Annotated in this window: 24 protein-coding genes; 15 read left to right on the top strand and 9 right to left on the bottom strand. The window is 73.7% G+C overall.

The window, feature by feature from the left end; all coding sequences use genetic code 11:
- Positions 1-137 precede the first annotated feature (137 nt).
- Entirely contained in the window at positions 138-1238 is a 1101-nt protein-coding gene (locus tag AMOR_RS22140; RefSeq protein ID WP_248354223.1) for a transaldolase family protein, read from the top strand.
- A gap of 21 nt (positions 1239-1259) precedes the next feature.
- On the opposite strand, the gene AMOR_RS22135 is transcribed toward AMOR_RS22140, so the two are convergent.
- The 6 genes from AMOR_RS22135 to iolG all read right to left on the bottom strand — a co-directional run bounded on the left by AMOR_RS22135 (position 1260) and on the right by iolG (position 8006).
- On the bottom strand, positions 1260-2243 hold the full coding sequence (locus tag AMOR_RS22135) for an ABC transporter permease (protein WP_248354220.1): 984 nt from the start codon (positions 2241-2243) through the stop codon (positions 1260-1262).
- 14 nt (positions 2244-2257) lie between these two features.
- Positions 2258-3748, bottom strand: coding sequence for a sugar ABC transporter ATP-binding protein (locus AMOR_RS22130; protein WP_248354217.1), 1491 nt, complete (start codon positions 3746-3748; stop codon positions 2258-2260).
- Positions 3749-3826: 78 nt separating this feature from the next.
- Positions 3827-4774: a sugar ABC transporter substrate-binding protein gene (locus AMOR_RS22125; protein WP_248354214.1), complete on the bottom strand. Its 948-nt coding sequence runs from the start codon at positions 4772-4774 to the stop codon at positions 3827-3829.
- Positions 4775-5004: 230 nt separating this feature from the next.
- Positions 5005-5895 (bottom strand): MurR/RpiR family transcriptional regulator, encoded by an 891-nt coding sequence (locus AMOR_RS22120; protein ID WP_248354211.1) that lies wholly within the window; start codon positions 5893-5895, stop codon positions 5005-5007.
- A gap of 84 nt (positions 5896-5979) precedes the next feature.
- On the bottom strand, positions 5980-7008 hold the full coding sequence (locus AMOR_RS22115) for a Gfo/Idh/MocA family oxidoreductase (protein ID WP_248354208.1): 1029 nt from the start codon (positions 7006-7008) through the stop codon (positions 5980-5982).
- Positions 7005-8006, bottom strand: a complete 1002-nt coding sequence (gene iolG, locus AMOR_RS22110) for an inositol 2-dehydrogenase (protein WP_248354205.1) — start codon at positions 8004-8006, stop codon at positions 7005-7007. Before iolG ends, AMOR_RS22115 begins: the two co-directional genes overlap by 4 nt.
- A gap of 207 nt (positions 8007-8213) precedes the next feature.
- Between iolG and AMOR_RS22105 the strand changes: the two genes are divergently transcribed.
- The 11 genes from AMOR_RS22105 to AMOR_RS22055 are packed head-to-tail and all read left to right on the top strand — an operon-like array spanning position 8214 to position 21695.
- Positions 8214-9230: a sugar ABC transporter substrate-binding protein gene (locus AMOR_RS22105; protein WP_248354202.1), complete on the top strand. Its 1017-nt coding sequence runs from the start codon at positions 8214-8216 to the stop codon at positions 9228-9230.
- A gap of 28 nt (positions 9231-9258) precedes the next feature.
- A complete protein-coding gene (locus tag AMOR_RS22100) occupies positions 9259-10554 on the top strand; it encodes an ABC transporter permease (protein ID WP_263009829.1) in 1296 nt (431 codons plus the stop codon).
- A complete protein-coding gene (locus tag AMOR_RS22095; RefSeq protein WP_248354199.1) occupies positions 10551-11345 on the top strand; it encodes an ATP-binding cassette domain-containing protein in 795 nt (264 codons plus the stop codon). The genes AMOR_RS22100 and AMOR_RS22095 overlap by 4 nt, the downstream gene beginning before the upstream one ends.
- A 20-nt stretch (positions 11346-11365) precedes the next feature.
- Positions 11366-12553, top strand: coding sequence for a Gfo/Idh/MocA family protein (locus tag AMOR_RS22090; protein ID WP_248354196.1), 1188 nt, complete (start codon positions 11366-11368; stop codon positions 12551-12553).
- Between the two features lie 22 nt (positions 12554-12575).
- Positions 12576-13745, top strand: coding sequence for a Gfo/Idh/MocA family protein (locus tag AMOR_RS22085; protein ID WP_248354193.1), 1170 nt, complete (start codon positions 12576-12578; stop codon positions 13743-13745).
- 7 nt (positions 13746-13752) lie between these two features.
- Positions 13753-14649, top strand: a complete 897-nt coding sequence (locus tag AMOR_RS22080; protein ID WP_248354190.1) for a TIM barrel protein — start codon at positions 13753-13755, stop codon at positions 14647-14649.
- A gap of 2 nt (positions 14650-14651) precedes the next feature.
- Complete coding sequence (locus tag AMOR_RS22075) at positions 14652-16601, top strand: bifunctional 5-dehydro-2-deoxygluconokinase/5-dehydro-2-deoxyphosphogluconate aldolase (protein ID WP_248354187.1); 1950 nt, start codon at positions 14652-14654, stop codon at positions 16599-16601.
- Entirely contained in the window at positions 16598-18448 is a 1851-nt protein-coding gene (iolD, locus tag AMOR_RS22070) for a 3D-(3,5/4)-trihydroxycyclohexane-1,2-dione acylhydrolase (decyclizing) (RefSeq protein WP_248354184.1), read from the top strand. Before AMOR_RS22075 ends, iolD begins: the two co-directional genes overlap by 4 nt.
- 4 nt (positions 18449-18452) lie before the next feature.
- Positions 18453-19364, top strand: coding sequence for a myo-inosose-2 dehydratase (gene iolE / locus AMOR_RS22065; protein ID WP_248354180.1), 912 nt, complete (start codon positions 18453-18455; stop codon positions 19362-19364).
- The gene (gene iolB, locus AMOR_RS22060; RefSeq protein WP_248354177.1) at positions 19361-20158 is read left to right on the top strand and encodes a 5-deoxy-glucuronate isomerase; all 798 of its coding nucleotides are present in this window, start codon (positions 19361-19363) and stop codon (positions 20156-20158) included. Before iolE ends, iolB begins: the two co-directional genes overlap by 4 nt.
- 10 nt (positions 20159-20168) lie before the next feature.
- Positions 20169-21695 (top strand): CoA-acylating methylmalonate-semialdehyde dehydrogenase, encoded by a 1527-nt coding sequence (locus AMOR_RS22055; protein WP_248354174.1) that lies wholly within the window; start codon positions 20169-20171, stop codon positions 21693-21695.
- A gap of 25 nt (positions 21696-21720) precedes the next feature.
- Here AMOR_RS22055 and AMOR_RS22050 read toward each other — a convergent pair whose 3' ends face one another.
- Together AMOR_RS22050 and AMOR_RS22045 are read right to left on the bottom strand one after the other, a co-directional pair.
- On the bottom strand, positions 21721-22656 hold the full coding sequence (locus AMOR_RS22050) for a PfkB family carbohydrate kinase (RefSeq protein ID WP_248354170.1): 936 nt from the start codon (positions 22654-22656) through the stop codon (positions 21721-21723).
- 126 nt (positions 22657-22782) lie between these two features.
- Positions 22783-23136, bottom strand: coding sequence for a hypothetical protein (locus tag AMOR_RS22045; protein WP_248354168.1), 354 nt, complete (start codon positions 23134-23136; stop codon positions 22783-22785).
- A gap of 133 nt (positions 23137-23269) precedes the next feature.
- Here AMOR_RS22045 and AMOR_RS22040 point away from each other — a divergent pair, with 133 nt between their 5' ends.
- Complete coding sequence (locus tag AMOR_RS22040) at positions 23270-24298, top strand: saccharopine dehydrogenase family protein (RefSeq protein ID WP_248354166.1); 1029 nt, start codon at positions 23270-23272, stop codon at positions 24296-24298.
- A gap of 18 nt (positions 24299-24316) precedes the next feature.
- On the opposite strand, the gene AMOR_RS22035 is transcribed toward AMOR_RS22040, so the two are convergent.
- The gene (locus AMOR_RS22035; RefSeq protein ID WP_248354164.1) at positions 24317-25024 is read right to left on the bottom strand and encodes an RNA methyltransferase; all 708 of its coding nucleotides are present in this window, start codon (positions 25022-25024) and stop codon (positions 24317-24319) included.
- A 60-nt stretch (positions 25025-25084) separates the two neighbouring features.
- Here AMOR_RS22035 and AMOR_RS22030 point away from each other — a divergent pair, with 60 nt between their 5' ends.
- Both AMOR_RS22030 and AMOR_RS22025 read left to right on the top strand, forming a co-directional pair.
- Positions 25085-25759: a trimeric intracellular cation channel family protein gene (locus AMOR_RS22030; protein WP_248354161.1), complete on the top strand. Its 675-nt coding sequence runs from the start codon at positions 25085-25087 to the stop codon at positions 25757-25759.
- A 95-nt stretch (positions 25760-25854) separates the two neighbouring features.
- Positions 25855-26451: a cytochrome c3 family protein gene (locus AMOR_RS22025; protein ID WP_248354159.1), complete on the top strand. Its 597-nt coding sequence runs from the start codon at positions 25855-25857 to the stop codon at positions 26449-26451.
- Positions 26452-26484 lie beyond the last annotated feature (33 nt).

Below are 26484 nucleotides of genomic sequence, written 5' to 3'. Positions count from 1 at the left end.
GGCGGATCGGCCCCGAATGGAAACTGATTTCCACCCCAGGCGCGCCGCTGGAAATCAGATTGCGCCCGGCCGGACCCGCTGCTACCTTCGCCGTGCCGCGGCGGGGGCCATCCTGCGCCGCGCGAGGAGGGAACGCGATGGCCACGCCCGCCGCGTCCGCGCAGCAGTACCGCGGTGCGCTCCACGAGATGACCCAGACGACGCCGACGTGCCTCTGGAACGACTCCGCGTCGCTCGACGAGCTCACCGACGCGATCGCGAACGGCGCGGTGGGCGCCACCTGCAACCCGGTGATCGCCCTCACCGTGCTGAAGCAGGAGATGGCGACCTGGAAGCCGCGCGTCGCCCGGCTCGTCGAGGAGCTGCCCACCGCGACCGAGGACCAGATCGCCTGGCGGCTCGTCGAGGAGCTCTCGGTGCGCGGCGCCGGGCTCCTCCGGCCCGCCTTCGAGGCGTACCGGGGCCGGAACGGGCGCCTCTCCATCCAGACCGACCCGCGGTTCTTCCGCGACACCGCCGCGATCGTTGCGCAGGCGGAGCACTTCAGCCGGCTCGCGCCCAACATGATCGTGAAGATCCCGGTGACGCGCGCGGGCATCCCCGCCGTCGAGGAGGCGACGTACCGGGGCGTCAGCATCAACGCGACGGTGAGCTTCACGCTGCCGCAGTGCCTGGCCGTCGCCGAGGCGGTCGAGCGCGGGCTCCGCCGGCGCGAGGCCGAGGGGAAGCCGATCGAGGGGATGGGCCCGGTCTGCACGATCATGGTGGGCCGCCTCGACGACTGGCTCAAGGTCGTGGCGGAGAGGCAGGGCATCACCGTCGACCCCGGCGTCCTCGAGTGGGCCGGCGTGGCGGTGTTCAAGAAGGCGTACCGGCTGTTCCGCGAGCGCGGCTATCGCATCCGCCTCCTGTCCGCCGCCTTCCGCAACCACATGCACTGGAGCGAGCTCGTCGGCGGCGACGTCGTGATCTCGCCCCCGCACGCCTGGCAGAAGCGGCTCGACGCGAGCGGCATCCGGCCCGTCTCCCGCATCGACGCGCCGGTCGAGCCGCGGATCGTGAGCACGCTCGAGGAGAGGTTCGCCGAGTTCCGGCGCGCCTATTCCGAGGACGGCATCGCCGTGGCGGACTTCGACGCGTTCGGCGCGACGCGCCGCACCCTGCGCCAGTTCATCGGGGCCGTCGCCGACCTCGACGCGCTGGTCCGGGACTTCCTGCTCCCGAACCCGGACAAGTGAAGCGGCGCCGCGCCGGCGCCGTCAGCGGCGCCGGGTGCTGAGCCGCACGTTCACGATCACCGCGAGCGCGATCACGAGCCCGACGAACGCGTCCTGGACGTAGGCGTCCGTCCCGAGCAGCACGAGCCCGGTGCGCACCTCGGCCATGATGAACGTGCCGAGGAACGTCCCGAGGATGCTCCCGACGCCCCCGGACATGGCGGTGCCGCCGATGACCGCCGCCGCGATGGCCTCCAGCTCGAGCCCGGTCCCCTGGGTCGGCGTGACGGTGCGGAGGAACGAGAGCGAGATGAGCGCGGCGAGCCCGGACGCGAGCGCGGTGAGGAGGAACGCCGTCGCCTTCACCCGGGTCGTCTTGATGCCCGCGAGCTCGGCGGCCTCGCGGTTGTCGCCCGTCGCGAAGACGCGCACGCCGAAGGTCGTCCGGTGCAGCAGCACGTACGAGAGCACGCCCCACGCCGCGAACCAGACCACGGGCACCGGGAGGACGCCGAAGAGCTCGGCGCGGCCGAACAGGTCCATGAAGAAATCGAGCCGGAACGAGATCGGCTGGCCCTCCGAGAGCACCATCGCGACGCCGCGGTAGACCATCATCGTCGAGAGCGTCGCGATGAAGGAGTTGATGCGCGTCGACGCGATGAGGACCGCGTTGAGGAGCCCGAGCAGGAGCGCGGCGGTCATCCCCGCGAGCGCGGCCCACCAGATGTTCACGTCGTGCCGGCCGGCGAGGACGCCCGTGACGACGCCGGCCACCGCGTAGATGCCGCCCACGGACAGGTCGAACTCGCCGGCGACGATGAGCATGGTCATCGCCATCGCGATGATGCCCAGCTCCGCCGTCTGCCGCAGGATGTTGAAGAGGTTGTACGAGGTGAGGAAGGTCGGGGTGATGACGGAGAAGAACGCCGCGATGAGCACCGCCGCGACGAGCACGCCGAAGTCGCGCAGCCCGAAGATGCGCGCCACCGCCCCGAGCCTCTTCTTCGGCCTCGCCGCCGCGTCCATGGCACCCTCCCCGCTCACGTCGTCGCCGCCAGGATGATCCGGTCCTTCGTCGCCTCGGCGCCGGCGAGCTCCCGCGCGACGCGCCCGCGGCTCATGACGAGGACCCGGTTCGAGAGCCGGAGCAGCTCCTCCAGCTCCGACGAGGAGATCACGCAGGTGCAGCCGTCGCGAGCGAGCGCGAGCACGAGGTCGACGATCTCCTGCTTGGCGCCCACGTCCACGCCGCGGGTCGGCTCGACCATGAGCAGGATCCGCGGCCGGAGCGCGAGCCACCGCGAGATGAGCACCTTCTGCTGGTTGCCGCCGGAGAGGCTCCGCACCGGCGCGTCCACGCTCGCGGCCTTGATCGAGAGATCGTCGCGCATCCGCTCCGCGACGCGGCGGAGCTTCCCGGCGTCGAGGAGGCCGCGGCGCGAGAACCCCGGGAGCCCCGCCATGTTGACGTTCAGCTTCACGTCCATGTCGTCGAACAGGCCCAGGGCGTGCCGGTCCTCCGGCACGAACCCGATCCCCGCCCGGATCGCGTCCTGCGGCCGGGCGATCCGGGTCGGGACGCCGTCGACGCGGATCTCCCCCTCCGTCGCGGGCGGCGCGCCGAAGAGGCTCCGGACGAGCGCGGCGCGCCCGGAGCCCTGCAGCCCCGCGATCCCCAGGATCTCGCCCTTCCCGAGCCGGAACGAGACGCCCTCGAACCCGCCCCGCTGCCCGAGGTCGCGCACCTCGAGCCGCGCCTCGGCGGCCTCGGCGGCGGACCGGTGGCCGGACTGGACCACCGTCCGGCCGGCGATGAGCTGGGAGAGGCGGCCGAGGTCGAACTCGCCGCGGGCGAGCGTGCCGACGTTGCGTCCGTCCCGGAGCACCGCGATGGCGTCCGAGAGCTGGACCAGCTCCTCGAGCATGTGGCTCACGAAGACGAACGCGATGCCCTGGCTCGCGAGGCGACGGAAGATCGCGAAGAGGCGCTCCACCTCCGGCGGCGCGAGCGCCGTCGTCGGCTCGTCGAGGATGACGAGCCGCGCGTCGCGCGAGAGGACGCGGACCAGGAGCGCGAGCTGCTTCTCGGCCGCGCTGCAGGTCCGGACGAGGCGCCGCGGATCGATCTCCTCCCCGAGCAGGGTGCGGTAGAGCTCGACGCAGCGGCGCTCCATCGCGCGCCAGTCGGGCCCGAGGCCGCGGCGCGGCATCCGCGGCCCGAGGAAGACGTTCGCGGCGATGGAGAGATCCGGGCAGACCGGGATCTCCTGGTGGAACACCGCGATCCCTGCGGCCTCGGCCTCCGCGGGCGAGCGCGGCTGGTGCGGACGCCCGTCCAGCAGCACGCGGCCCGCGTCGGGCCGGTGGACGCCGCAGAGGATCTTGATGAGGGTGGACTTCCCGGCGCCATTCTCGCCGGCGAGGCCGAGCACGGCACCTCGCTCGACCGAGAGCGAGACGCCGTCGAGGGCGCGCGTCGCCCCGAAGCTCTTCGAGACGCCCTCGACGGAGAGGAAGGGAGGTCCGCCCATGGCTGAGGTGCCCCGGGCGCTCGCGCGCCGCCCCGGAGCGCCGGCGGCCTCGGCGGCCGGCGCCCCGGGACCGCCGGCCTACCGGTACCCCTTCGCCGCGAGATCCTTCACCGCCTTCACCGACGCCGCCGTGACCGGCGCGATGCCGGTGTTGATGTCCGCCGGCGCGATCGCGAACTTCTTGTTCAGGTACAGCTCCATCACGCCCTGGAAGCCCTGCAGATAGGGCTGCTGGTCGATGGTGAACTGCATGTCGCCGCGCTGGATGGCGTCGAGGATCTCGCCGACGAGGTCGAACCCGCCGCCCATGACCTTACCCTTGAGCTTCTCGCGCTCGATGATGTGGCCGATGGCGATGCCGGTCACGTCCTCCACGCCGAACATGCCCTTGATGTTCGGGTTCGCCTGGAGCGCCGCGCCGATGAGGGACTCCGCCTTCACGAGGTCGGTGCCCGTCGCGACGACCCGGTACTTGAACTTGCCGGTCTGGTCGAGCACGTCCTTCACGCCCTTGATGCGCGCCTCGAGGTTCTCCGCGCCCGCGGTGTGGATCGCGAGCAGCACGTCGCCGCCGTTCGGCAGCAGCTTCACGATCTGCTCGCCCATGGAGCGGCCGGCCTCGTAGTTGCCCTGGCCGATGTACGCCATCCGCTCGCTCTTCGGCGCGTCGGCGTTGATGGCGATGACCGGGATGCCCTTCGCGCGCGCCTCCGCCACGACGTCGTTGAACGCCGACGGGTCCGGGAGCGTGCAGGCGATCCCGTCGACCTTCTGCGCGATCGCCGACTTCATGAACTCGACCTGGCGCTGGATGTCGAAGCCGGCCGGGCCGGTGTAGACGACCTCCGCCCCGACGAGCTTGCCTGCGTCCTCTGCGCCCTTGCGGACGGGGACGAAGAAGGGGACCGCCGTCGCGTGCGTGATGACCACGAACTTGTACCGCTTCGCCTCGGCGGCGCGCGCGGGCAGCGCCCCGAGCACGATCGCGAGGAGCAGCAGCAGCGCGCCTGGGCTTCGATGTCTCATGGTGTCCCTCCGGTGCAGGATCGGTCGGGCCCGTGGGCCGGCACGGGTCGCGCGGTCGCGCGGCCGCGCCGGGGGCCTCTCGCCAGCGGGAGGGACGCTAGCAGGGGGAATCAGCCGTTTCCAGCGCTTTGCCGGAACAGAAAGGTAGTTCTATTCGCCCGCGCGCGCCCCGGCAGGGTGGTGGGGCCCGGACGGTGCGGCCGCGCGCCGCCCACGGCGCGGCGCCGCGGTCAGTCTTCCATCGTCGCGTGCTCCGGCGCCGTGGCGAGGTCCAGCTCGAGCCGCGACGCGAGCGAGATGAAGAGGCCCTGGCAGAGGCACATCGTGTTCGTGAGGGAGCGGAAGGAGAACGCGCTCGCCTCCTTGACGAGGAGGTGCGCCGTCGCGGCGCGCGCGATCGGGCTCATGGCGCTGTCGGTGAGCGCGAGGATGCGCGCCCGGCGCGCCTCGGCCACCCGGACGCAGAACCGCGTCTCCTTCCCGTACGGCGCGAAGCTGATCGCCACGAGCAGGTCGCTCTTCCGGATCGCGCGGATCTGCCCGGCGAACATCCCGCCCAGCCCGGAGACGAGCTCCACCCGCTTCGACGTGTGCTGGAGCAGGTAGGCGAGGTAGGCGGCGGCAGGGAGGGCGCGGCGCACGCCGGCGACGTAGACGTGCTCGGCGTCGTGCAGCAGCTTCACCGCGCGCTCCAGCGCCCGGTCGTCGAGGTGGAGCGCGCACTCCTCGATCGCCCCCTGGTTCGCGAGGAGCAGCTGCCGCATCACGCCGCCCGGATCCGCCTGCAGCTCGCCGGACGCGAGCTTCGCGCGGATCCGCTCGGCGTAGTTCGCGCCCGGCGCGGCGTGATCGCTGAACGCCTTCCGGAAGAGCGCCTGGAGCTCGCTGTACCCGGAGAAGCCGAAGCGCTGCGCGAAGCGGGTGACCGCCGAGGGCTGCACGGCGCAGGCGGCGGCGACGTCGGTGATGCGGGTGACGACCATCCGGGCGCGGTTGGTCTCGATGTGCTTCGCGACGGCGCGGAGCTGCTTGGGCAGCGCCTCGTACTCCGCCGCGACCGCGTCCAGGAAGGACCGCACGTCGTCGTACCGCGCGCCGCTGGATGAGGACCGAGCCACCATGGAGAGCCGCCTCGCCGTTCGTGTGGACCCGCGCACATACCGGAACGCGCCGCCTCGCCGCAAGGACGACCGGCGCGCCCCCGGTCACCCGAGCTCGACGATCCGCCCCGTCCGCTGCGCCTCCGCGAGCGCCTGGGCGATCCGCGTCGCCTCCGTGGCGTCGCGGAGCGTGAGCGGGGGCGGCCTCCCGGTCCGGACCGCGTCCACGAACTCCGTGGCCTCGCGGAGGAAGGCGTCCTCGAACCGGTCGTAGAACGTGGGCGTGCACGCGTTCGAGACGCCGGCCGCGTCTGAGAGCTCGACGCGATCGAGCCGCGGGTTCTGGCCCACGGTGAGGCGGCCGGCGGTCCCGACGATCTCCGTGCTGGTCTCGTGGCCGTGCGCCATCGTCCGCGACGCGAAGAAGCAGGCGAGCTTCCCCCCCTCGAGCTCCAACGTCGCGACCCCGTTGTCGACGTCGCCGGAGGCACGGAGCCCCTCGTGGAGCGCGATGGTGCCCGTCGCGAAGGCGCGCAGGGGCCGCGGCCCGCCGAGCATCCAGCGGGCGAGGTCGATGTCGTGGATGGTGCAGTCGAGGAAGATCCCGCCGGAGGTCGGGGCGAAGCGGACGAAGAACCCGGTCGGGTCGTTCCGGTCGCAGGTCCGGGACGAGACGAGGAAGGGCGTGCCGATCCGGCCGGCGTCGACGTGCGCGCGGGCGGCCCGGTAGCTCGCGTCGAACCGGCGCACGAACCCGACGAGCACGACGAGGTCCGGCCGACGCGCCGCCGCGGCCTCGACGCGGCGGCAGTCCTCGACGGCGAGCGCGAGCGGCTTCTCGCAGAAGACGTGCTTGCCGGCCGCGAGCGCGCGCTCCACCTGCGCCGCGTGGAGCGCGGTGGGCGTGACGAGGAACACCGCGTCCACGTCGGGCTGGCCGAGGAGGTCGTCGAGCCCCTCGTGGACGCGCTCGACCCCGAGCGCGTCGCGCGCCCACGCGCGCTCCTCGGCGACCGGGCTGCACGCGCCGACGAGCACCGCGCCGGGGACGCGCCGCGCGAGGTTCTCTGCGTGGTGGCGGCCGAGCCGGCCGAGCCCGGCGATCCCCACGCGCACCTTGCCGGGCGGCGTCACGCCGCGCCCTCCGCGATCGCGACGGGACGGCCCTCCCGCCACGACCGGCCCGCCGCCTCAGCGAGGGCGAGCGCGCGGACGCCGTCCTCGATGCCGGTCCTGGGCGCCGCGACGCCCCGGACCACGTCGGCGAAGTGCAGCATCTCCTCCGCGTACGCGGCCCGGTACCGCTCGAGGAAGAACGCCTCGGGGGGATCGGACGAGATCGCGCCCGCCCGGTGCGCCGTCACCTCCGTGGGCCGGTGATTCCCGGCCTGCAGCATGCCGGCGCTGCCGAGGACCTCGACGCGCTGGTCGTAGCCGTAGGCCGCCCTCCGGCTCGTGTTGATCTGGCAGAGGCGACCGCGGCGGGTGCGGATCGTGACGGCGGTCGTGTCGGCGTCGTCCGCGCCGGCGATGGCCGGATCGACGAGGCAGCTCGCCGCGACGTGCACCGTGTCGGCCTCGTCCGCGAGGATCCAGCGGCAGACGTCGAGATCGTGGATGAGCATGTCCTTGAAGACGCCGCCCGAGCGCCGGACGTACGCGAGGGGCGGCGGGGCCGGGTCGCGGCTCGTGATCACGAGCACCTCGGGGTCCCCGATCTCGCCCGCGTCGAGCCGCCGCTTGAGCGCGGTGAACGTCGGGTCGTAGCGGCGCTGGAACCCGATCAGGCAAGGCACGCCCGCCCTCGCCACTGCCGCGGCGCAGGCCCGGGCCCGCCCGAGGTCGAGGTCGACCGGCTTCTCGCAGAAGATCGCCTTCCGCGCCGCCGCCGCGCGGAGGATGAGGTCCGCGTGCGTGTCGGTGCTCGACGCGATGACCACCGCGTGCACGCCGGGGTCCTCGAGTACCCCGTCGACGCTTCCGACCTCCGCGCCGACGCGGCCGGCGAGGTCGATCGCCACCTCGGGGACCGCGTCGCAGACCCATCGGAGGCGCACGCCGGGCAGCCGCGCGAGGTTCGCACCGTGGATCTTCCCGATCCGGCCCGCTCCGACGAGGGCGACGTCGATCATCGATGGCTCCGGGGCTCGAGAGGGCGTCGAGTATAGGGAGCGCTCCCGCCGATTGGAAACGGGCTTCTTTTGGGGCTCCCGATTGGAAACCCGATTGCAGGTGACGTTTCGCCCGGCTACGGTGTGCGCCATCGCGGGCCCGCGTGCGCCTGCGACAGGATGTGAATGCCGCTATTCGCGGCACCCCGCCGCACCGAAGGAGCCGTCATGCAGAGGATCGGAAGGACGCTCGCCGCCGCATGCGTCGCCGCGCTCGCGACGCTCGCGCAGGCCCAGGACCACTACGTGCTCGTGAGCCACGCGCCCGACTCGGACTCGTGGTGGAACACGATCAAGAACGCCATCAAGGACGCCGGCCAGGACTTCGGCGTGACCGTCGACTACCGCAACCCGCCGAACGGCGACCTGGCGGACATGGCCCGCCTGATCGAGCAGGCCGCCGCGCGGAACTACGACGGCGTGATCATGAGCATCGCCGACTACGACGTCCTGAAGGGGGCGGCGAAGAAGGTGACCGCGAAGAAGATCCCCCTCATCACCATCAACTCCGGGACGCCGAAGCAGAGCGAGGAGCTCGGCGCGATCATGCACGTGGGCCAGCCCGAGTACGACGCGGGCAAGGCGGCGGGCGAGCGCGCGAAGGCCGCGGGCGTGAAGTCCTTCCTGTGCGTGAACCACTACGCGACGAACCCGGCCTCGTTCGAGCGCTGCAAGGGGTTCGGCGACGCGATCGGCGCGGACTACAAGAAGGCGACCCTCGACACCGGCGACGACCCGACCACGGTCGAGAGCAAGGTGAGCGCCTACCTCCGCAACAACCCGGGCACGCAGGCGATCCTGACGCTCGGGCCGAGCTCCGCGCACCCGACGATCAAGGTCGTCGAGAAGATGGGCCTCAAGGGCAAGGTGTTCTTCGGCACGTTCGACCTCTCGCCCGAGATCTCCGCGGCCATCAAGGACGGCACCATCGCGTTCGCCATCGACCAGCAGCCCTACCTCCAGGGCTACATCCCGGTGGCGGTGCTCGCCATCATGAAGCAGGAGAAGACGAAGGACCTCGGGAAGGTCATGGCCGCGCTCAAGGCGAACCCGAAGGCGCAGAAGCGGTTCCAGGAGTACGGCCTCGTGCCGGTGTACGGGAAGCGCCACATCAGCTCCGGCCCCGGGTTCGTGACGAAGGAGAACATCGCCAAGGTCGAGCAGTACGCCGGCCAGTACCGCTGACGCGCCGCTCGCCCCGCGAGGAGCGACGATGCAACCGGGCGAGCCCTCCACCACCCCGCCCCGCTCCGGCGCCCCCTCGGGCCGGCCGCCGGGCGGGGGCGTGCCGCCGGACGATCAGGGGACGCGCCCGACCCCGCCGGCGCCGCCCGGCGCCGCGGACGACGGCGGTGCGGACGGCGGCCTCCCCGCGCGCGCGGTCGCCGACGCGGTGGTACCCGGCGCGGGGCCCGCCGACGAGCGGGTGCGGAAGATCACCGGGTTCCAGCGCGTGATGGGCCGGCCCGAGTCGGCCTCGATCGCGGGCGCGGTGCTCGTCTTCGCGGTGTTCGCGCTCACCGCGCGCGACTCGGGGATGTTCGCGCTCGACGGGGTGATGAACTGGTCCACCGTCGCCGCCTACCTCGGCATCCTCGCCACCGGCGCGTGCCTCCTCATGATCGCGGGGGAGTTCGACCTCTCCATCGGATCGATGATCGGCTTCGCCGGGATGATGGCGGCCATCCCGCCGCTCTACTTCGGCTGGCCGGTCTGGGCCGCGATGGCGATGACGCTCGTCCTCGCGCTCGCGCTCGGGTGGCTGAACGGGCAGATCGTGGTCCGCACCGGACTGCCCTCGTTCATCGTGACCCTCGCCTTCCTCTTCATCCTGCGCGGCCTGACCCTCGCGTTCTCCATCGCGTTCGCGAACCGCACCATCGTGAGCGGGATCGGCGACCTCGCCGCGAAGGATCCCGTCGTCGAGGTCCTCTTCTACGGGACGTTCGGGAACGAGCTCTTCGCCTGGATGGCGCGCCACCACTGGATCAAGACCCTCGACGACGGCGTGACGCCGCTCGTCCACGGGATCCCGAAGGTCCTGCTCTGGTGGTTCGTCGTCGCCGTCGCGTCGTCGTTCCGGCTCACGCGGACGCGGCTGGGGAACTGGATCTTCGCGGTGGGCGGCGACGCCACCGCGGCGAAGAACGTCGGCGTCCCGGTGCGGAGGGTGAAGGTCTCGCTCTTCATGTTCACCGCCTTCTGCGCGTGGCTCTTCGCGATGCTCCAGATCTGCGACGTCGGCTCGGCCGCCGCCGACCGCGGCCTCCAGAAGGAGTTCGAGGCGGTCATCGCCGCGGTGATCGGCGGGAGCCTCCTCACCGGCGGGTACGGCTCGGTGGTGGGCGCGAGCTTCGGCGCGCTCATCTTCGGCGTCGTCCAGATCGGGATCGGCTACACGAACGTGAGCTCCGACTGGTTCCGGGTGTTCCTCGGCGTGATGCTCCTCTTCGCGGTGCTCTTCAACAACCAGGTCCGCCGGCGGGTCACGGAGGCTCGCTCCACATGACCGGCGATCCGCGCTCCGAGCACATCCTCGAGCTCGAGGACGTCTCGAAGTTCTTCGGGAGCGTCGTCGCGCTCCGCGGCGTCACGCTCCGGCTGCGCCGGGGCGAGGTGCACTGCCTCCTCGGCGACAACGGCGCGGGGAAGTCGACGCTCATCAAGATCCTCTCCGGCGTGCACCGGCCGACGGAGGGGGTCTACCGGGTCGACGGCGAGCCCGTCGTCCTCGGCTCGCCCCGCGACGCCCTCGACCGCGGCATCGCCACCGTCTACCAGGACCTCGCCCTGGTCCCGCTCATGAGCGTGGCGCGGAACTTCTTCATGGGGCGGGAGCCGACGCGCCGGTGGCTCGGGTTCCGGCTGCTCGACGAGGACCAGGCGGCCCGCGTGGCTCAGGAGAAGCTCGCGGAGATGGGGATCAGCGTGCGCGACGCGAGCCAGGCGGTCGGCACGATGTCCGGCGGGGAGCGGCAGTGCCTCGCCATCGCCCGCGCGATCCACTTCGGCGCGCGGGTGCTCATCCTCGACGAGCCCACCGCCGCGCTCGGCGTGAAGCAGAGCGCGAACGTGCTGCGGCTCATCGCCCGCGCCCGCCAGCAGGGCATCTCGGTGATCTTCATCAGCCACAACGTCCAGCACGCGTACCCCATCGGCGACACCTTCACGCTCCTCAACCGCGGCCGCTCCATGGGCACCTTCCGCAAGGACGAGATCACGCGCGACCGGGTGCTCGACATGATGGCCGGCGGCGTCGAGATGCAGAAGCTCATGGCCGAGCTCGGCGTGCGGGTGTGAGAGGGAGCGGGAGCGGCGCGATGACCGACGGTTCCCCACGGCGGCTGCGGCTCGGGATGGTGGGCGGCGGCCCGGGGTCGACCATCGGCGAGACGCACCGCCACGCCGCCCGCTTCGACGGCCGCTACGCGCTCGTGGCGGGCGTGTTCGCGTCGGATCCGGCGCGGAGCCGCGCCTTCGCGGCGACGCTCGACGTCCCGCCGGACCGCCGGTACGGCAGCTGGGAGGAGATGGCCGAGGCGGAGGCCGCGCGGCGGGACGGCGTCGAGGTCGTCGCGATCATGACGCCGAACGCGAGCCACCACCCCATCGCCCGGGCGTTCCTCGACCGCGGCGTCGACGTGATCTGCGACAAGCCGCTCGCGGTCGACCTGGAGCAGGCCCTCGATCTCCTCGCCGCGTCGCGCCGCGCCGGCGTGGTGCTGGCCGTCACGTACAACTACACGGGCTACCCGATGGTCCGCCACGCGCGGGAGCTGGTCCGCGCGGGCGAGCTCGGCACGGTGCGCCTCGTCCAGGTGGAGCACGCCTCCGGCTGGGCGGCCACCCTCCTCGAGGCGGCGGGGCACAAGCAGGCGGCGTGGCGCACCACGCCCGCGCTGGCCGGGAAGTCCACGGTCGTCGGCGACCTCGGGACGCACGCGCACCACCTCGCGCGCTTCGTCACCGGTCTCGAGATCACGGCCCTCTCGGCGGAGCTGTCCACCGTCGTGCCGGGTCGCGCGTCGGACGACAACGCGCACGTGAAGCTCCGGTTCTCGAACGGCGCGCGCGGGATGATGTGGGCCTGCATGGCCGCGACCGGCCACCTCCACGGGCTGCGCCTCCGCGTGTATGGCGACCAGGCCAGCCTCGAGTGGATCCAGGAGCAACCCGACCAGCTCGTCGTCCGGCCGCTCGACGGTCCGCACCGGATCCTCTCGCGCGGCGCCGGCTACCTCTCGGCGCCGGCGCGGCGAGTCTCCCGGCTCTGGCCCGGCCACCCCGAGGGCTTCCTCGAGGCGTTCGCGAACGTCTACACGGACGTCGCGGACGCGGTGATCGCCCGGCGCGACGGCGGCGCCGCGCCCGACCCGGGGCTCGCGCCGTTCCCCACCGTCGAGGACGGGGTGCTCGGGGTGAAGTTCGTGGAGGCGGCCGTCGAGTCGAGCCGGCGAGACGGCGCGTGGGTCGACGCGACACTCGACCTCGGGCGGCCCGGCGCTTGAGGCGCTACGACGGGAGCACGAGATGGCCCAGGTGATCGGAGTCGGCATCATCGGGATGGGGTGGATGGGCGAGGTGCACGCCCGGGCCTACCGCGCCGTCCCCGACCGCTTCGCCGACGGCGGCCTCCAGCCGAGGCTCGTCGTGTGCGCGGACGCCGTGGAGGCGCGGGCGCGGGCCGCCCGCGAGCGCTTCGGGTACGCGCGCTTCACCACGGACTGGCGGGAGGTGATGGCCGATCCGGAGGTGGCGGTCGTGGACGTCACCGCGCCGAACGGGATGCACCTCGAGCTCGTGCGGGCGGCGGCGCGGGCGGGGAAGCACGTCAACTGCGAGAAGCCGGTCGGCCGCGATCCGGCCGAGACGCGCGCGGCCCGCGCCGCCGCGCGCGAGGCCGGGATCCTGACGTTCGTCGGGTACAACTACCGCTGGGCGCCCGTCGTCCAGTACGCGCGCCGCCTCGTCGCGGAGGGCCGGCTCGGGCGGCTCACGCACTACCACGGCCGCTTCCTGAACGGCTACGCGGGCGATCCGAACGGGTTCCTCTCCTGGCGCTTCGAGCGGGAGCACGGCCTCGGGACCCTCGGCGATCTCATGTCGCACGTCATTGACATGGCCCACCTGATGGCGGGGCCCATCGCGTCGGTGACGAGCGACCAGGAGATCTTCATCCGCCGCCGCCCGATCCCGCGCCCCGGCAGCGGCACGCACTACGACCGCGGGACAGCGGAGGACCCGGCGGGTGACGTGACCAACGAGGACTACGTGAGCGCGCTCGTCCGGTTCGAGGGCGGGGCGCACGGCCTGCTGGAGGCCTGCCGGATCGTGAACGGCGCCAAGTGCGACATGTCGTTCGAGCTCCACGGGACGAAGGGCGCGGTGAAGTGGACCATGGAGCGGATGAACGAGCTGCAGCTCCAGTGGCGCCGGGACGACGATCCGGCGCAGGACGGCTACACGACCCTCCTCTCCGGCCCGGCGCACCCGTACCACGGCCACTTCAACCCGGCGTGGGGCCTCGGCCTCGGCTACGACGACCTGAAGGTGATCGAGGCCTGGGAGTTCCTGCGCTCCGTCGCGGCGGGCAAGCAGGGCGAGCCCGGGTTCGCCGAGGCCGACGCGGTGGCGCGCGTGCAGCAGGCGATCCTCCGCTCGTGGGAGAGCCGGCGCTGGGAGACGGTCGAGCGGGAGTGAGGGCGGAATGATCCGGGTCGCGAACGCGCCCTGCTCCTGGGGCGTCATCGAGAACGTGGAGGGCGCGCGCGGCGGGTGGACCCGCGTGCTCGACGAGATGCGCGACGCCGGCTACGCCGGGACCGAGCTGGGCGACTGGGGGTTCCTGCCCACCGATCCGGACGCGCTCCGGCGCGAGCTCGGCGCGCGCGGGCTCGCTCTCGTCGCGTCGTGGATCACGGTCCACCTCCACGACGCGGCGCGCCTCGCCGCGGACGAGGCGGACGCCCTCCGCGCCGCTCGCCAGCTCGCGGAGGTCGGCGGCCCGGAGGCCCTCGTGGTGCTCGGGAACGACCCGTACACGGATCCGGTCCGGACCGCGAACGCCGGCCGGATCCGGCCCGAGCACGGGCTGGACGACGATCGCTGGCGCGCGCTGGCGAGAGGCGCCGATCGCATCGCCCGCGCCGTCCGGCGCGAGACGGGGCTCCGGACGGTCTTCCACCACCACGCCGGCACCTGGGTCGAGACGCCGGAGGAGACGGCGCGCCTCCTCGCGACGACCGATCCGGCGGTGCTCGGGCTCTGCCTCGATACCGGCCACTGGCGCTTCGGCGGCGGCGACCCGCTCCTCGCCATCGCGCGCCACGCCGACCGGATCTGGCACGTCCACTTCAAGGACCACGCCCCGGAGATCGCGGACCGGTCGCGGCGGGAGGGCTGGGACGCCGTCCGGGCGGTGGAGCACGGCGTCTTCTGCGAGCTGGGGCGCGGCGACGTGCCGTTCCCCTCCGTCGTCACCGCCCTGCGCGAGCGCGACTATCGAGGCTGGATCGTGGTCGAGCAGGACGTGCTCCCCGGGATGGGCAGCCCGGGGGAGAGCGCGCGGCGCAACCGGAAGTACCTCGCCGGGATCGGGCTCTGACCATGGCCACCCCCGCCCACCCCGCGCCGTCGCCCGCCGAGACCCGGCGTCTCGACGTCATCTGCCTCGGCCGGCTCGCGATCGACCTTTACGCCCAGCAGCTCGGCGCGCCGCTCGCGGACGCGACCACGTTCGCGCGGTACCTCGGCGGCTCGTCGGCGAACATCGCGTTCGGCTGCGCGCGCCTCGGCCTCCGCGCCGCCATGGCGTCGCGGGTCGGGGACGACCCGATGGGCCGGTTCCTGTGCGAGACCCTCGCCGCGGAGGGCTGCGACGTCTCGCACGTGTCGGTCGATCCCGAGCGGCTCACCGCGCTCGTGCTCCTCGGCATCAAGGATCGCGAGACCTTCCCGCTCGTGTTCTACCGGCGGGACTGCGCGGACATGGCGGTCCGGGACGAGGACGTGGAGGAGCCGTTCGTCGCCTCGAGCCGGGCGCTCGTCGTCACCGGGACGCACCTCTCCACCGAGCACACCCACGCGGTGGCGGTCGCCGCCCTGGAGCGCGCGCGCCGCAACGACGTCCGCACCGTGCTCGACGTCGACTACCGCCCCGTCCTGTGGGGGCTCACGAAGCCCGCCGCCGGCGACACGTGGTTCGTGGCGAGCGACCGCGTCACCGCGCACCTCCAGGCGCTCCTCCCGCGATTCGACCTCGTCGTCGGCACGCGGGCGGAGTTCCGGATCGCGGGCGGCCGCGACGATCTGCTCGACGCCCTCCGGGCCGTCCGCGCGCTCACGCCGGCGGTGCTCGTCGTGAAGCTCGGGGCGGCGGGGTGCGCCGTCGTGGACGGCGCGGTACCGCCCTCGCTCGAGGCGGCCGCGCGCGTGCCGAGCTTCCCGGTCAAGGTCATGAACGAGCTCGGCGCCGGCGACGCGTTCATGGCGGGCCTGCTGAAGGGGTGGCTCGACGGCCGCCCCTGGGCGGAGAGCGGCCGGACCGCGAACGCGTGCGGCGCGCTCGTCGTCTCGCGCCACGCCTGCTCGGCGTCGATGCCCACTCCGGCCGAGCTGGACTGGTTCGTGGCGCGGCCCACGGGCAGCGGCGCGGACCAGGACCCGCGGCTCGCGCGGCTGCACCGGGTGAGCCACCGCCGGAAGGCGTGGGACGACCTCTGCATCTTCGCGTTCGACCACCGGAGGCAGCTCTTCGACCTCGCGAGCGAGGTGGGCGCGCCCGAGGCGCGCCTGCGCGAGCTGAAGTCGCTCTTCGTCCGCGCGGTAGGCGAGACCGAGGGCGCGATGGGGGTCGCGGGCCGGGTCGGCGCCATCATCGACGACACCTACGGCGAGGACGCGCTCCTCTCCGCGACGGGGCGCGGCTGGTGGCTCGCGCGCCCGGTGGAGGTCCCGGGCTCGTCGCCGCTCGAGCTCGAGGGCGGGCGCTCCATCGGCTCGCGCCTCGTCTCGTGGCCGCGCGAGCAGGTCGTGAAGTGCCTCGTGCGCCTCGATCCGGACGGGCCCGTCCTCGACCGGCTCGAGGACGAGACGCAGGTCCGCGCGGTGTACGACGCGGTGCAGGCGAGCGGCCACGAGCTCCTGCTCGAGGTGATCCCTCCGGGCCCGCTCGACGCCGACCGCGTCCTGCGCGCGCTGAAGCGGCTCTACAACGTCGGGATCTTCCCCGAGTGGTGGAAGCTGCCGCCGCTCGCGCCGGAGGCGTGGGGCCGGGTGGACGCGCTCGTCGCCGAGCGCGATCCCTCCTGCCGCGGCGCGCTGCTGCTCGGGCAGGGGGCCGCCCTCGAGACGCTCGCGGCCGGCTTCCGCGACGCCGCCGCGTCCCGCGCGTGCCGCGGCTTCGCGGTGGGCCGCACGATCTTCGACGCCCCGAGCCGCGAGTGGCTGGCGGGCCGCATCGACGACGACGCGCTCGTGGCCCGCGTGCGGGCGAGCTTCGAGGCGCTGATCCGCGCGTGGCGCGACGCCCGCGCAGGGAAGGAGAGGGCCGCATGAGCACGATCCGGTCGACCGCCGCCGAGGCGCTGGTCCGCTTCCTCGCCGCCCAGCGGGTCGAGACCGCCGGCGGGACGGCGCCGCTGTTCGCGGGCGTGTTCGCGATCTTCGGGCATGGCAACGTGGCCGGGCTCGGGCAGGCGCTCGAGCGCCATCGCGAGGCGCTCCCGACCTACCGCGCCCACAACGAGCAGGCGATGGCGCACGCGGCCATCGCGTTCGCGAAGGCGAGCCTCCGCCGCCGGATGATGGCGGTCACCACGTCGATCGGCCCGGGGGCTACGAACCTCGTCACCGCCGCGGCCACGGCCCACGTGAACCGCCTCCCCGTGCTGCTGCTCCCTGGCGACGTGTTCGCGTCGCGTGCCCCGGACCCGGTCCTCCAGCAGGTCGAGGACTTCCAGGACGGCACCGTCACCGCGAACGACTGCCTCCGCCCGGTGTCGCGCTACTTCGACCGGATCCACCGGCCGGAGCAGCTCCTCGCGGCGCTCCCGCGCGCGATCCAGGTGCTCACGGATCCCGCGCAGTGCGGGCCGGTCACGCTGGCGCTGCCGCAGGACGTCCAGACGATGGCGTTCGACTTCCCCGCCGAGCTGTTCGAGCCGCGCACGGTGCGGTTCCGCGCGCCGCCGCCCTCCGCGGACGAGCTCGACCTGGCCGTCGAGGCGCTCCGGCGCGCCCGCCGGCCGCTCGTCGTCTCCGGCGGCGGCACGCTCTACGCGCTCGCGACCGACGCGCTCCGGCGGTTCGTCGAGGGGCACGGCGTGCCGGTCTGCGAGACGCAGGCCGGGAAGGGCGCGCTCCCGTGGGACCACGCGCTCCAGCTCGGCGCCGTGGGCGTGACCGGCTCGCCCGCCGCGAACGACCTCGCGCGCGAGGCGGACCTCGTCCTCGCGGTGGGCACGCGCCTCACCGACTTCACGACCGGCTCGCACACCCTCTTCCCTCAGGCGCGCCTCGTGGACCTGAACCCGAACGCGCTCGACGCGCGGAAGTGGCGCGGGCAGCCCCTGCAGGCGGACGCGGGCGTCGGGCTCGACGCGCTCCGCGCCCGGCTCGCGGGCTGGCGCGCGGACGAGGCGTGGACGGCGCGCGCCCGGCACGCGGCGGGCGCCTGGCGCGAGGCGGTCGAAGCCTTCACCGCGCGCCGGGAGGTCGCCCTCCCCTACGACGCGGACGTGATCGGCGCGGTGCAGCGCTCGTCGCCCCGCTCGACCACCGACGACGTCGTGGTGAACGCCGGCGGGACGCTCCCCGCCGAGCTGCACAAGCTGTGGCGGACGTCCACGCCCGGCGGTTACCACGTGGAGTACGGGTACTCCTGCATGGGATACGAGATCGCGGGCGGGGTCGGGGTGAAGCTCGCGCGACCGGACCGCGAGATCATCGTGATGGTCGGCGACGGGAGCTACCTCATGCTCAACGCCGAGATCGCCACCTCGGTCCTGCTCGGCAAGAAGATGATCGTCGTCGTGCTGGACAACCACGGGTACGGCTGCATCACGCGGCTGCAGGAGGCCTGCGGCGGGGCGCCGTTCAACAACCTCTTCGAGGATTGCCTGCAGGGACCGCAGGGTGCGCCGGCCATCGACTTCGCCGCGAACGCCCGCTCCCTCGGCGCCCACGGCGAGAACGTCCGCACCATCGCGGAGCTCGAGGCGGCGCTCGCGCGGGCACGCGCCGCGGACCGCACCTCCGTGATCTGCATCGAGACCGATCCCCGGCGCACGACCGACGCGGGCGGATGCTGGTGGGAGGTCGCGATCCCCGAGGTCTCGCCCAGCGGCCAGGTGCGCGAGGCGCGCGAGGCCTACGAGCGCGCGAAGCGCGCGCAGAGGGTCTGAGCTCATGGCGTGGGAACCCCGGATCGGCGTGAACCCCATCTCCTGGATGAACGACGACCTGCCGTCGCTCGGCGGGGAGACGCCGCTCGAGGTCGCGCTCGAGGAGGGCCGCCGGATCGGCTATCGCGGCTTCGAGCTCGGGAACAAGTTCCCCCGCGATCCCGCCGCGCTCCGGGCGAAGCTCGGCGCGTTCGGTCTCGAGTGCGTCTCCGGGTGGTGGTCGGGACGGCTCGCGGGCCGGACGGTCGAGGAGGAGATCCGGGAGGTCGAGCGACACGCGGCCCTGCTCGCGGAGAGCGGCGCGACCGTGATGGTGTACGGCGAGGTCCAGGACGCGATCCAGGGCGAGATCGCCGTGCCGCTCCACAAGCGTCCGCGCCTCCGCGGGGCGGACGCGTGGAAGGCCTACGGCGAGCGCGTCACGGCGCTGGCCCGGCACCTGCTCGCCCGCGGCGTCCGCCTCGCGTACCACCATCACATGGGCGCGTACGTCGAGTCGCCCGCGGACGTGGACGCGCTCGTCGCCGCGACGGGCGAGGAGGTGGGGCTCCTCCTCGACACCGGGCACGCGGCGTTCGCCGGCGGCGATCCCCTGGAGCTGCTGCGACGCCATGGCCCGCGCGTCTGCCACGTGCACCTCAAGGACGTCCGTCCGGCGGTGATGCGGCTCGCCCGGAACCGCGCCTGGAGCTTCCTCCAGGCGGTCCTGAACGGCGTGTTCACCGTCCCCGGCGACGGGGCCATCGACTTCCGGGCGGTGCTCGCGCTCCTCCGGCAGCAGGGGTACCGGGGGTGGCTCGTCGTCGAGGCGGAGCAGGATCCCGCGGTGGCCCCGAGCTACGCCATGGCGGAGAAGGGCTTCCGTCACGTGGACGGGATCGTCCGCGCCCTCGACGCCGGGCAGGAGGCGGCATGAGCCTGCTCGTGAAGGGGGCCTCGACGGGCCGCGACGTGGTGGCGGTGACGCCCGCCTCGGGCCTGCGCTACGTCGGCTTCTCCGCGCACCGGCTCGCCGCCGGTGAGCGGCTCGAGGTCTCGCCCGCGCCGGGGCGCGAGGTCTGCGTCGTGATCCTCTCCGGCGTCGCCACGGTGGCCTCCGGCGACGCCGAGTGGCGCGAGCTCGGGGATCGCAGCGGCCCGTTCGACGATCGGCCGCCGTGGGCGGTGTACCTCCCGGGCGGCGCGCCCATCGCCCTCCGGGCGCACGCTCCGGCGGAGCTGGCGATCTGCACGGCGCCGGGCACCGGCAAGCTGCCGCCGCGCCTCCTCGAGCCCGGCGCGATGCGGCGCTCGACGCGGGGCCGCGAGCTGAACACGCGGTTCGTGACCGACATCCTGCCCGAGACGGAGCCCGCCGAGAGCCTGCTCGTCGTCGAGGTGCGGACGCCGACCGGCCACTCGTCGAGCTACCCGCCCCACAAGCACGACCGCAGCGAGCCCCCGGCCGAGACCGCGCTCGAGGAGATCTACTACCACCGGCTCGACCCGCCGCAGGGCTTCGTGTTCCAGCGCGTCTACACGGACGCGCGCGACCTCGACGAGTCGCACGCCGTCGAGGATCACGACGTCGTGCTCGTGCCGCGCGGTTATCACCCGGTGGTCGTGCCGTGGGGTTACCGCAGCTATTACCTGAACGTCATGGCCGGTCCGCAGCGGGCGTGGCACTTCCGCAACGACCCGGCCCACGAGTGGATCCTCGAGGAGAGGTGAGGAGGGAACCATGAGCCAGCCCGCAGAGCGCATGACCGCCCCGGCTCCCACGCCGATCGGCCACTTCATCGGAGGAAAGGCCCGCGCCGGCGAGAGCGGGCGCGCGAGCGACGTCTTCAACCCCGCGACCGGCGCGGTCACGGGCCGCGTGGCGCTCGCGAGCGCGGCCGAGATCGACGCCGCCGTCGCCGCCGCGCAGCGCGCGTTCCGGCCGTGGGCGGAGACGTCGCCGCTGCGCCGCGCCCGCGTGATGTTCCGGTTCCGGGAGCTGGTCGAGCGGGACCTCGACCGCCTCGCCGCGATCATCACGGCGGAGCACGGGAAGGTCCTCTCCGACGCGAAGGGCGAGGTCCAGCGCGGCCTCGAGGTCGTGGAGTTCGCGACGGGCATCCCCGAGCTCCTGAAGGGCGAGTACACCGAGCAGGTCGCGTCGGGCGTCGACGCGTGGTCCTTCCGGCAGCCGCTCGGCGTCTGCGCCGGGATCACGCCGTTCAACTTCCCCGCGATGGTGCCGATGTGGATGTTCCCGATGGCGATCGCCTGCGGGAACACCTTCGTCCTGAAGCCGTCGGAGCGCGACCCCTCGGCGTCGCTCGCCCTCGCGGAGCTGTTCCGCGAGGCGGGGCTCCCGGACGGCGTCTTCAACGTGGTGCACGGCGACAAGGTCGCGGTGGACGCGCTGCTCGCGCACCCGGACGTCCAGGCCGTGAGCTTCGTCGGCTCGACGCCCGTGGCGCGGCACGTCTACACGACCGGCACCGCGGCGGGGAAGCGCGTCCAGGCGCTCGGCGGCGCGAAGAACCACATGATCGTGATGCCGGACGCGGACCTCGCGCAGGCGGTGGACGCGCTCGTCGGCGCCGCGTACGGCTCCGCCGGCGAGCGGTGCATGGCCATCTCGGTCGCGGTCGCGGTGGCCGGCGCCGCCGACCCGCTCGTCGAGAGGCTCGCGCCGAAGGTGCGCGCCCTGAAGGTGTGCGACGGGAGCGATCCGTCCGCGGAGATGGGCCCGGTGGTCACCGGCGAGCACCGCGCGCGGATCCTCTCGTACCTCGACGAAGGGATCCGGGCCGGCGCGCGCCTCGTCGTGGACGGCCGCGGCCTCCGCGTCGCGGGGCGCGAGGGCGGCTTCTTCCTCGGCGGCTCGCTGTTCGACGGCGTGACGCCGGAGATGCGCATCTACAGGGAGGAGATCTTCGGCCCGGTCCTCTGCGTCGTGCGCGTCCCGGACTTCGCGACCGCCCTCGAGCTCGTGAACGCGCACGAGTACGGAAACGGCACCGCGCTGTACACGCGGGACGGGAACACCGCCCGGGAGTTCGTGCACCGCGTGCAGGTGGGGATGGTCGGCGTGAACGTCCCGATCCCCGTCCCGATGGCCTTCCACAGCTTCGGCGGCTGGAAGCGGAGCCTCTTCGGCGATCACCACGCCCATGGCCCGGAGGCGGTGCGCTTCTACACGCGCGTCAAGGCGGTGACCGAGCGCTGGCCGACCACGAGCTCCGGCCCGGCGTTCTCGATGCCCACCTTGAGCTGAACGACGGCGGGGCGCTGCCCCCGTTCTAGGGCGATCTCGTCTCGACCGGCGCCGCCGCGCCGGCGGACCCGGAGAGCACGGGCACCGCGGCGACGCGGGCGCGCGCCTCCGGGATGCGATCGAGCGCGTCCGCACCCCGCGCCTCGACGACGATCGACGCCGCGGCGGCGCCGAGCCGCGCCGCCTGCGCCGGGTCGGCGCCCTCGGCGAGGCCGAGGAAGAAGCCCGCGGAGAAGACGTCGCCGGCGCCGGTGGGATCGACCTCGTGCGTCCGGAACGCCCCGATCCGCAGCGTGCGGCCGCGGACGATCACCTCGCAGCCGCGGTCGCCGTGCGTGAACGCCACGATGGGGACCGCCGCGATCAGGCGATCGAGCAGGTCGCCCTGCCCGCGGAGATCGTCCTCGCCGACGCACGCCGCGTCGACGCCGCGGAGCTCCTCCGGCGCGGGCTCCCAGGGTGGCTGGATCACCGTGCCGTCGGCCGCGACCGCGCGCACCCACCCCTGCACCCCGATCCCGACGAACCGCCCTCGCACCGCCGGCAGCCAGGTGCGGAGCGCGATCTCGCCCATGATCGGCGCGAGGTGCACGAGGTCCGCCGCGAGCCAGCTCGCCGGCGCCTGCGACGGCTCGACGGGCGGCGCGATCGCCTCGACGCGCTGTGTGCGGATCCCGGCCGCGTCGTACGTGTTCACGAACGTCGTCGTCCGCGCCGCCGGCACGACGACGACGTCGGCGCCGGCCAGCGTGGCCGAGGGGTAGTCCGCCGCGGCCGCCGTGACGGCACGCACGCGCGCACCCAGTCCGAGATAGGTCCGCGCCGCGTAGCTCACGGTTCCGCCGGGCGTGAAGCCCCCGGGAACCCGGTCGAGCGTCACGTTCCCGGCGAGCAGCACCGTCGTGCGCGGCCAGGCCGCGGCGTTCCGTCCGTCACGTGCTGCGCCGTTCGTCCCAGGCACCCGGTCCCCGCTCCGAAGGCGGAACGCAGCGGGAGCGCCGCGTGTCCCCCCGAGTATCGCAATGTACCCATTCTCGGCCCCGCTGGAGCAACGGCCAGGAGGGGGGACCGCCGGGCGAGGGTTCGTTCAGCCCCGCCCGGACGCCCCCGGCCCCGACGCCAGCTCCGCCCAGAGGCGCGCCAGCGTCCGCATGGGCCAGGGATCGTCCGCGTCCGCCTCGCGGGGCGCCGTGGAGAGCCCGTGGGTCCGCGCGAGGACCTGGATCGCGTACTTCACGACGGTGTCCTGGGCGTGCTCGCGGCCGAGGACGCCGTCGCCGACCTCGCGCTCCTCCTCGCCGGGAGCGAGGACGCACACCGGGCGCCAGTAGTCGGGCTCGGAGTGGGGACGGACCGCGAGGAACGTGCCGGCGCCCTCCCCCGCGTCGGAGAGGTCGCAGAACAGGCCCCCGTCGCGGTCCTGCCAGGTGAGGGGAAGCATGAGGCGATCTTACTCCGTGCCCGTGCGCGTACGCGTGCCCGCCCCCCGGTACGTTCACGGGCACGGGTACGGGGAGCCGCCCCCCCCATCGAAAGCCACCCCACCCCCGCCCGCCCCGCGCTAGCCTCCGCCGGTGGCCACCTCTCCCCTCGTGATCTACGGCGCCTACGGCTACACCGGCGCCCTCGTCGCCCGCGAGGCTGCCGCCCGCGGGCTCCCCGTCGTCCTCGCCGGCCGCGACTCCGAGCGGCTCGTCGCGCTCTCGCGGGAGCTGCGCGTTCCCTGGCGCGCCTTCCCGCTCACGGATCCGGACGCGGTCCGGCGCGGCATCGAGGGCAGCGCCGCCGTGCTCCACTGCGCCGGCCCGTTCATCCGGACCTGGCGCGCCGTCGCGGAGGCGTGCCTCGATCTCCGCGTCCACTACCTCGACGTCACCGGGGAGCTCCCGGTCTTCCACGGGCTCGCCGCGCTCGGCCCGCACGCCGAGCGCGCCGGCGTGATGCTCCTCCCCGGAGCCGGGTTCGACGTCGTCCCCTCCGACTGCCTGGCGGCGCACCTCGTCCGGCGCCTGCCCGGCGCGCGATCGCTCGTCATCGCGTTCAGCGGCCTGGGTCGGATGTCCATCGGCACGGCGCGGACCTTCATGGCGCACGCCGACCTGCCCGGCACCCTCGCCGGCCCCGCCGTGCGCGCGTTCGACTTCGGCGACGGCCCGGTCCCCTGCGTCGCGCTGCCGTGGGGGGATCTCGCGACCGCGCCGCGCTCGACCGGCGTGTCCCAGGTCTCGACGTACATGGCGGCGTCGGTTACCGAGCGCGTGCTCCTCCGCCTCGCGCCGCGAATCGCGCCGTTCCTGCGGAACCCGCGGGTGGCGGAGCTGACGGCGCAGCTCCTCGCGCGCGGAGCGGCCGGACCGGACCCGGCCGTCCGGACGCGGGGGCGCTCGCGACACTACGCCGAGGCCACCGACGCGAGCGGCAACACCGTCGCCGCCCGGCAGCGCGGGCCCGACGGGTACACGCTGACGGCGCTCACCGCGGTCGAGATCGCGCGGCGGGTGCTCGCGGGCGAGGTCCGCCCCGGCTGGCAGACGCCGGCGTCCGCGTACGGCCCCGACCTGGTGCTCGCGATCCCCGGCGTCGAGCGCGAGGACGTGCGCTGAGCCGTGACGGAGGCGGGCTCACCCCCGCCCGAGCGTCCGGAGCGCCGCGAGCCACAGGCGCGCCTCGCGCCGCGAGAGCCGCGCCCGCCGGAGCGCCGCCGCGAGATCCCGGACGGCGTGCCGCTCCGGGCCCGCGAGGAACCCGGCCGTGCGGAGCGCCTCGCGGAGCGCGTCCTCGACGCGCTCCAGCTCCGCGTCGGTGGCGCCCTCCGGCGCCTTCGCGGGCCGCGCCGGAGCCGCCGCGAGCGCGGCGCGCCGCACCTCGTAGGCGTAGAGGAGCACCGCCTGCGCGAGGTTCACCGACGGCTGCGCCTCGCCCGTCGGGATCGCCGAGAGGTCGTGGCACCGGTGGACCTCCTCGTTGGTGAGGCCGCTGCGCTCGTCGCCGAAGACGATGGCGGTCCGGCCCTCCGCGGCGCGCTCGAGCGCCTCGCGCGCCACCGCGTCGGGCGCGAGGCGGCGCTTGCCGCGGACGGCGCGGCTGCTCGTCCCGACGACCCACGCGCAGTCCGCGACCGCCTCGTCGAGCGACGCGACCAGGCGGGGCCGGTCGAGGAGGTCCTCGGCGTGGACGGCCACCCGGCGCGCGGCGGCGAAGTCGTGCGTCCCGAGCGCCGCGATCGCCCAGTCCGACAGGCCGAAGTTCTTCATGGCCCGCGCCGCGGCCCCGAGGTTCTCGGGGTTCCGCGGCCGGAGCAGCACGATCCGCACGGGGAGGTCGGCCATGGCGGCGGGATGCTACCCCGGCGCGCGCGGGCCCGGGACGCCCGTGCTAAGAGTCCCGCCGTGCAGCCGCTCCTCGCGCAGCCGTTCCTCGACCGGCCGTTCGCGCTCGACATCGCGTTCGACCTCGCCGCGACGTTCCTCTTCGCGGTCACCGGCAGCCTCGTGGCGATCCAGAAGCGGTACGACGCCGTCGGCGTGGCCGTCCTCGCGTTCGTGACCGGCCTCGGCGGCGCGCTGCTCCGCGACGGCCTCTTCCTCCAGGACGGCCCGCCCGCGGTCATCACCGACGGCCGGTATCTCGCCGCGGTCCTCGCCGGCGCGATCGCCGCCGCGCTGTACAGCCGGCACCTCCACCGCCTCCGGCTGGTGTTCACGGTCGCCGACGCGCTGGCGCTCGGGACGTACGCCATGGTCGGCGCCCAGAAGTCGCTCGCGGCGGGGCTGCCGCTGCTCACCGCGACGCTCGTCGGCGTCGTGAATGCCGTGGGTGGCGGCCTCCTGCGCGACGTGCTCGTCCGCGAGGAGCCGCTCGTCTTCAAGCCGGGCGAGTTCTACGCGCTCGCCGCGCTCGCCGGGGTCGTGATCTTCCTCGTGCTGGGCCGCGGGCTCGGCGCGCCTGCGACCCTGGCCGCGCTGGTCGGAATTGTCGCAGCCTTCCTCGTGCGGCTGCTCTCCATCCGGCTCGGATGGCGAACCGGCGCGCTCTGGGACGAAGACGGCCGGAGCGGTCCATGACCGCACGCAGCAATTGTCGGCCATCAATGCGCAGACACGCCCCGAATTCGTACATTCCCGGCCCGTTCCCTGCCCTTCCAAGGAGTCTTTTCCACATGTCGCTCGTCCGTAGGCTGGTCCTCGTCGCTGTCGCTTCCGCCTTCCCGCTCGCCGCGCTCGCCGCCGGCGCCCACGACAGCGTGGGCTGCACGGGGTGCCACTCGATCCACACCGCCAAGGGCGAGATCATCTTCGCAATCCCGCAGAACAAGACGATGCTGAACCCGAAGACGAAGCAGCCGTACACCGGCACGACGGCGCTCTGCCTCGGCTGCCACGCCGACACGAAGGACGGCGGGCAGGGCTACGCCCCGGTGAGCGGCCACATGAGCCACCCGTTCGGCCTCGCCTCGGTGAACCCGAAGGTCGCCAAGGTCCCGCCGGAGCTGCTCCGCGAGGGCGGCCGCTTCGAGTGCATGGGTTGCCACGACCCGCACCCGTCGAACCCGTACTACAAGTACCTCCGCGTCGACACCGCGAAGGGCTCGAAGATGGACGCCTTCTGCGGCGTCTGCCACCCGATCAAGGCCGACTCGGCCACGGTCAAGGAGACCGCGGTCCTCTTCACGTCGATGGACGAGACCGGCAGCCGCGTGCTGAAGGCCCCGGCCGCCGCGCCGGCTCCGGCCGCCGCGCCCGCGAAGAAGAAGTAGCGCTCGATCGAACGTGAAGCGAGACGGGCCCTC

The organism is Anaeromyxobacter oryzae (assembly GCF_023169945.1).
In the GTDB taxonomy this organism is placed as follows: Bacteria; Myxococcota; Myxococcia; order Myxococcales; family Anaeromyxobacteraceae; genus Anaeromyxobacter; species Anaeromyxobacter oryzae.
Note: the sequence above shows the minus strand (reverse complement) of the source record. Positions and strands in the feature narration are given on the sequence as shown.

What these genes read in the sequence shown, in the direction of transcription:
- AMOR_RS22135 (WP_248354220.1), bottom strand. Translation starts at nt 2,243, where the DNA reads ATGGACGCGGCGGCGAGGCCGAAGAAGAGGCTCGGGGCGGTGGCGCGC.
- AMOR_RS22080 (WP_248354190.1), top strand. Translation starts at nt 13,753, where the DNA reads ATGATCCGGGTCGCGAACGCGCCCTGCTCCTGGGGCGTCATCGAGAAC.
- AMOR_RS22090 (WP_248354196.1), top strand. Translation starts at nt 11,366, where the DNA reads ATGACCGACGGTTCCCCACGGCGGCTGCGGCTCGGGATGGTGGGCGGC.
- AMOR_RS22035 (WP_248354164.1), bottom strand. Translation starts at nt 25,024, where the DNA reads ATGGCCGACCTCCCCGTGCGGATCGTGCTGCTCCGGCCGCGGAACCCC.
- AMOR_RS22095 (WP_248354199.1), top strand. Translation starts at nt 10,551, where the DNA reads ATGACCGGCGATCCGCGCTCCGAGCACATCCTCGAGCTCGAGGACGTC.
- AMOR_RS22100 (WP_263009829.1), top strand. Translation starts at nt 9,259, where the DNA reads ATGCAACCGGGCGAGCCCTCCACCACCCCGCCCCGCTCCGGCGCCCCC.
- iolE (WP_248354180.1), top strand. Translation starts at nt 18,453, where the DNA reads ATGGCGTGGGAACCCCGGATCGGCGTGAACCCCATCTCCTGGATGAAC.
- AMOR_RS22105 (WP_248354202.1), top strand. Translation starts at nt 8,214, where the DNA reads ATGCAGAGGATCGGAAGGACGCTCGCCGCCGCATGCGTCGCCGCGCTC.
- AMOR_RS22075 (WP_248354187.1), top strand. Translation starts at nt 14,652, where the DNA reads ATGGCCACCCCCGCCCACCCCGCGCCGTCGCCCGCCGAGACCCGGCGT.
- AMOR_RS22125 (WP_248354214.1), bottom strand. Translation starts at nt 4,774, where the DNA reads ATGAGACATCGAAGCCCAGGCGCGCTGCTGCTGCTCCTCGCGATCGTG.
- AMOR_RS22120 (WP_248354211.1), bottom strand. Translation starts at nt 5,895, where the DNA reads ATGGTGGCTCGGTCCTCATCCAGCGGCGCGCGGTACGACGACGTGCGG.
- iolG (WP_248354205.1), bottom strand. Translation starts at nt 8,006, where the DNA reads ATGATCGACGTCGCCCTCGTCGGAGCGGGCCGGATCGGGAAGATCCAC.
- AMOR_RS22025 (WP_248354159.1), top strand. Translation starts at nt 25,855, where the DNA reads ATGTCGCTCGTCCGTAGGCTGGTCCTCGTCGCTGTCGCTTCCGCCTTC.
- AMOR_RS22085 (WP_248354193.1), top strand. Translation starts at nt 12,576, where the DNA reads ATGGCCCAGGTGATCGGAGTCGGCATCATCGGGATGGGGTGGATGGGC.
- AMOR_RS22140 (WP_248354223.1), top strand. Translation starts at nt 138, where the DNA reads ATGGCCACGCCCGCCGCGTCCGCGCAGCAGTACCGCGGTGCGCTCCAC.
- iolB (WP_248354177.1), top strand. Translation starts at nt 19,361, where the DNA reads ATGAGCCTGCTCGTGAAGGGGGCCTCGACGGGCCGCGACGTGGTGGCG.
- iolD (WP_248354184.1), top strand. Translation starts at nt 16,598, where the DNA reads ATGAGCACGATCCGGTCGACCGCCGCCGAGGCGCTGGTCCGCTTCCTC.
- AMOR_RS22055 (WP_248354174.1), top strand. Translation starts at nt 20,169, where the DNA reads ATGAGCCAGCCCGCAGAGCGCATGACCGCCCCGGCTCCCACGCCGATC.
- AMOR_RS22045 (WP_248354168.1), bottom strand. Translation starts at nt 23,136, where the DNA reads ATGCTTCCCCTCACCTGGCAGGACCGCGACGGGGGCCTGTTCTGCGAC.
- AMOR_RS22130 (WP_248354217.1), bottom strand. Translation starts at nt 3,748, where the DNA reads ATGGGCGGACCTCCCTTCCTCTCCGTCGAGGGCGTCTCGAAGAGCTTC.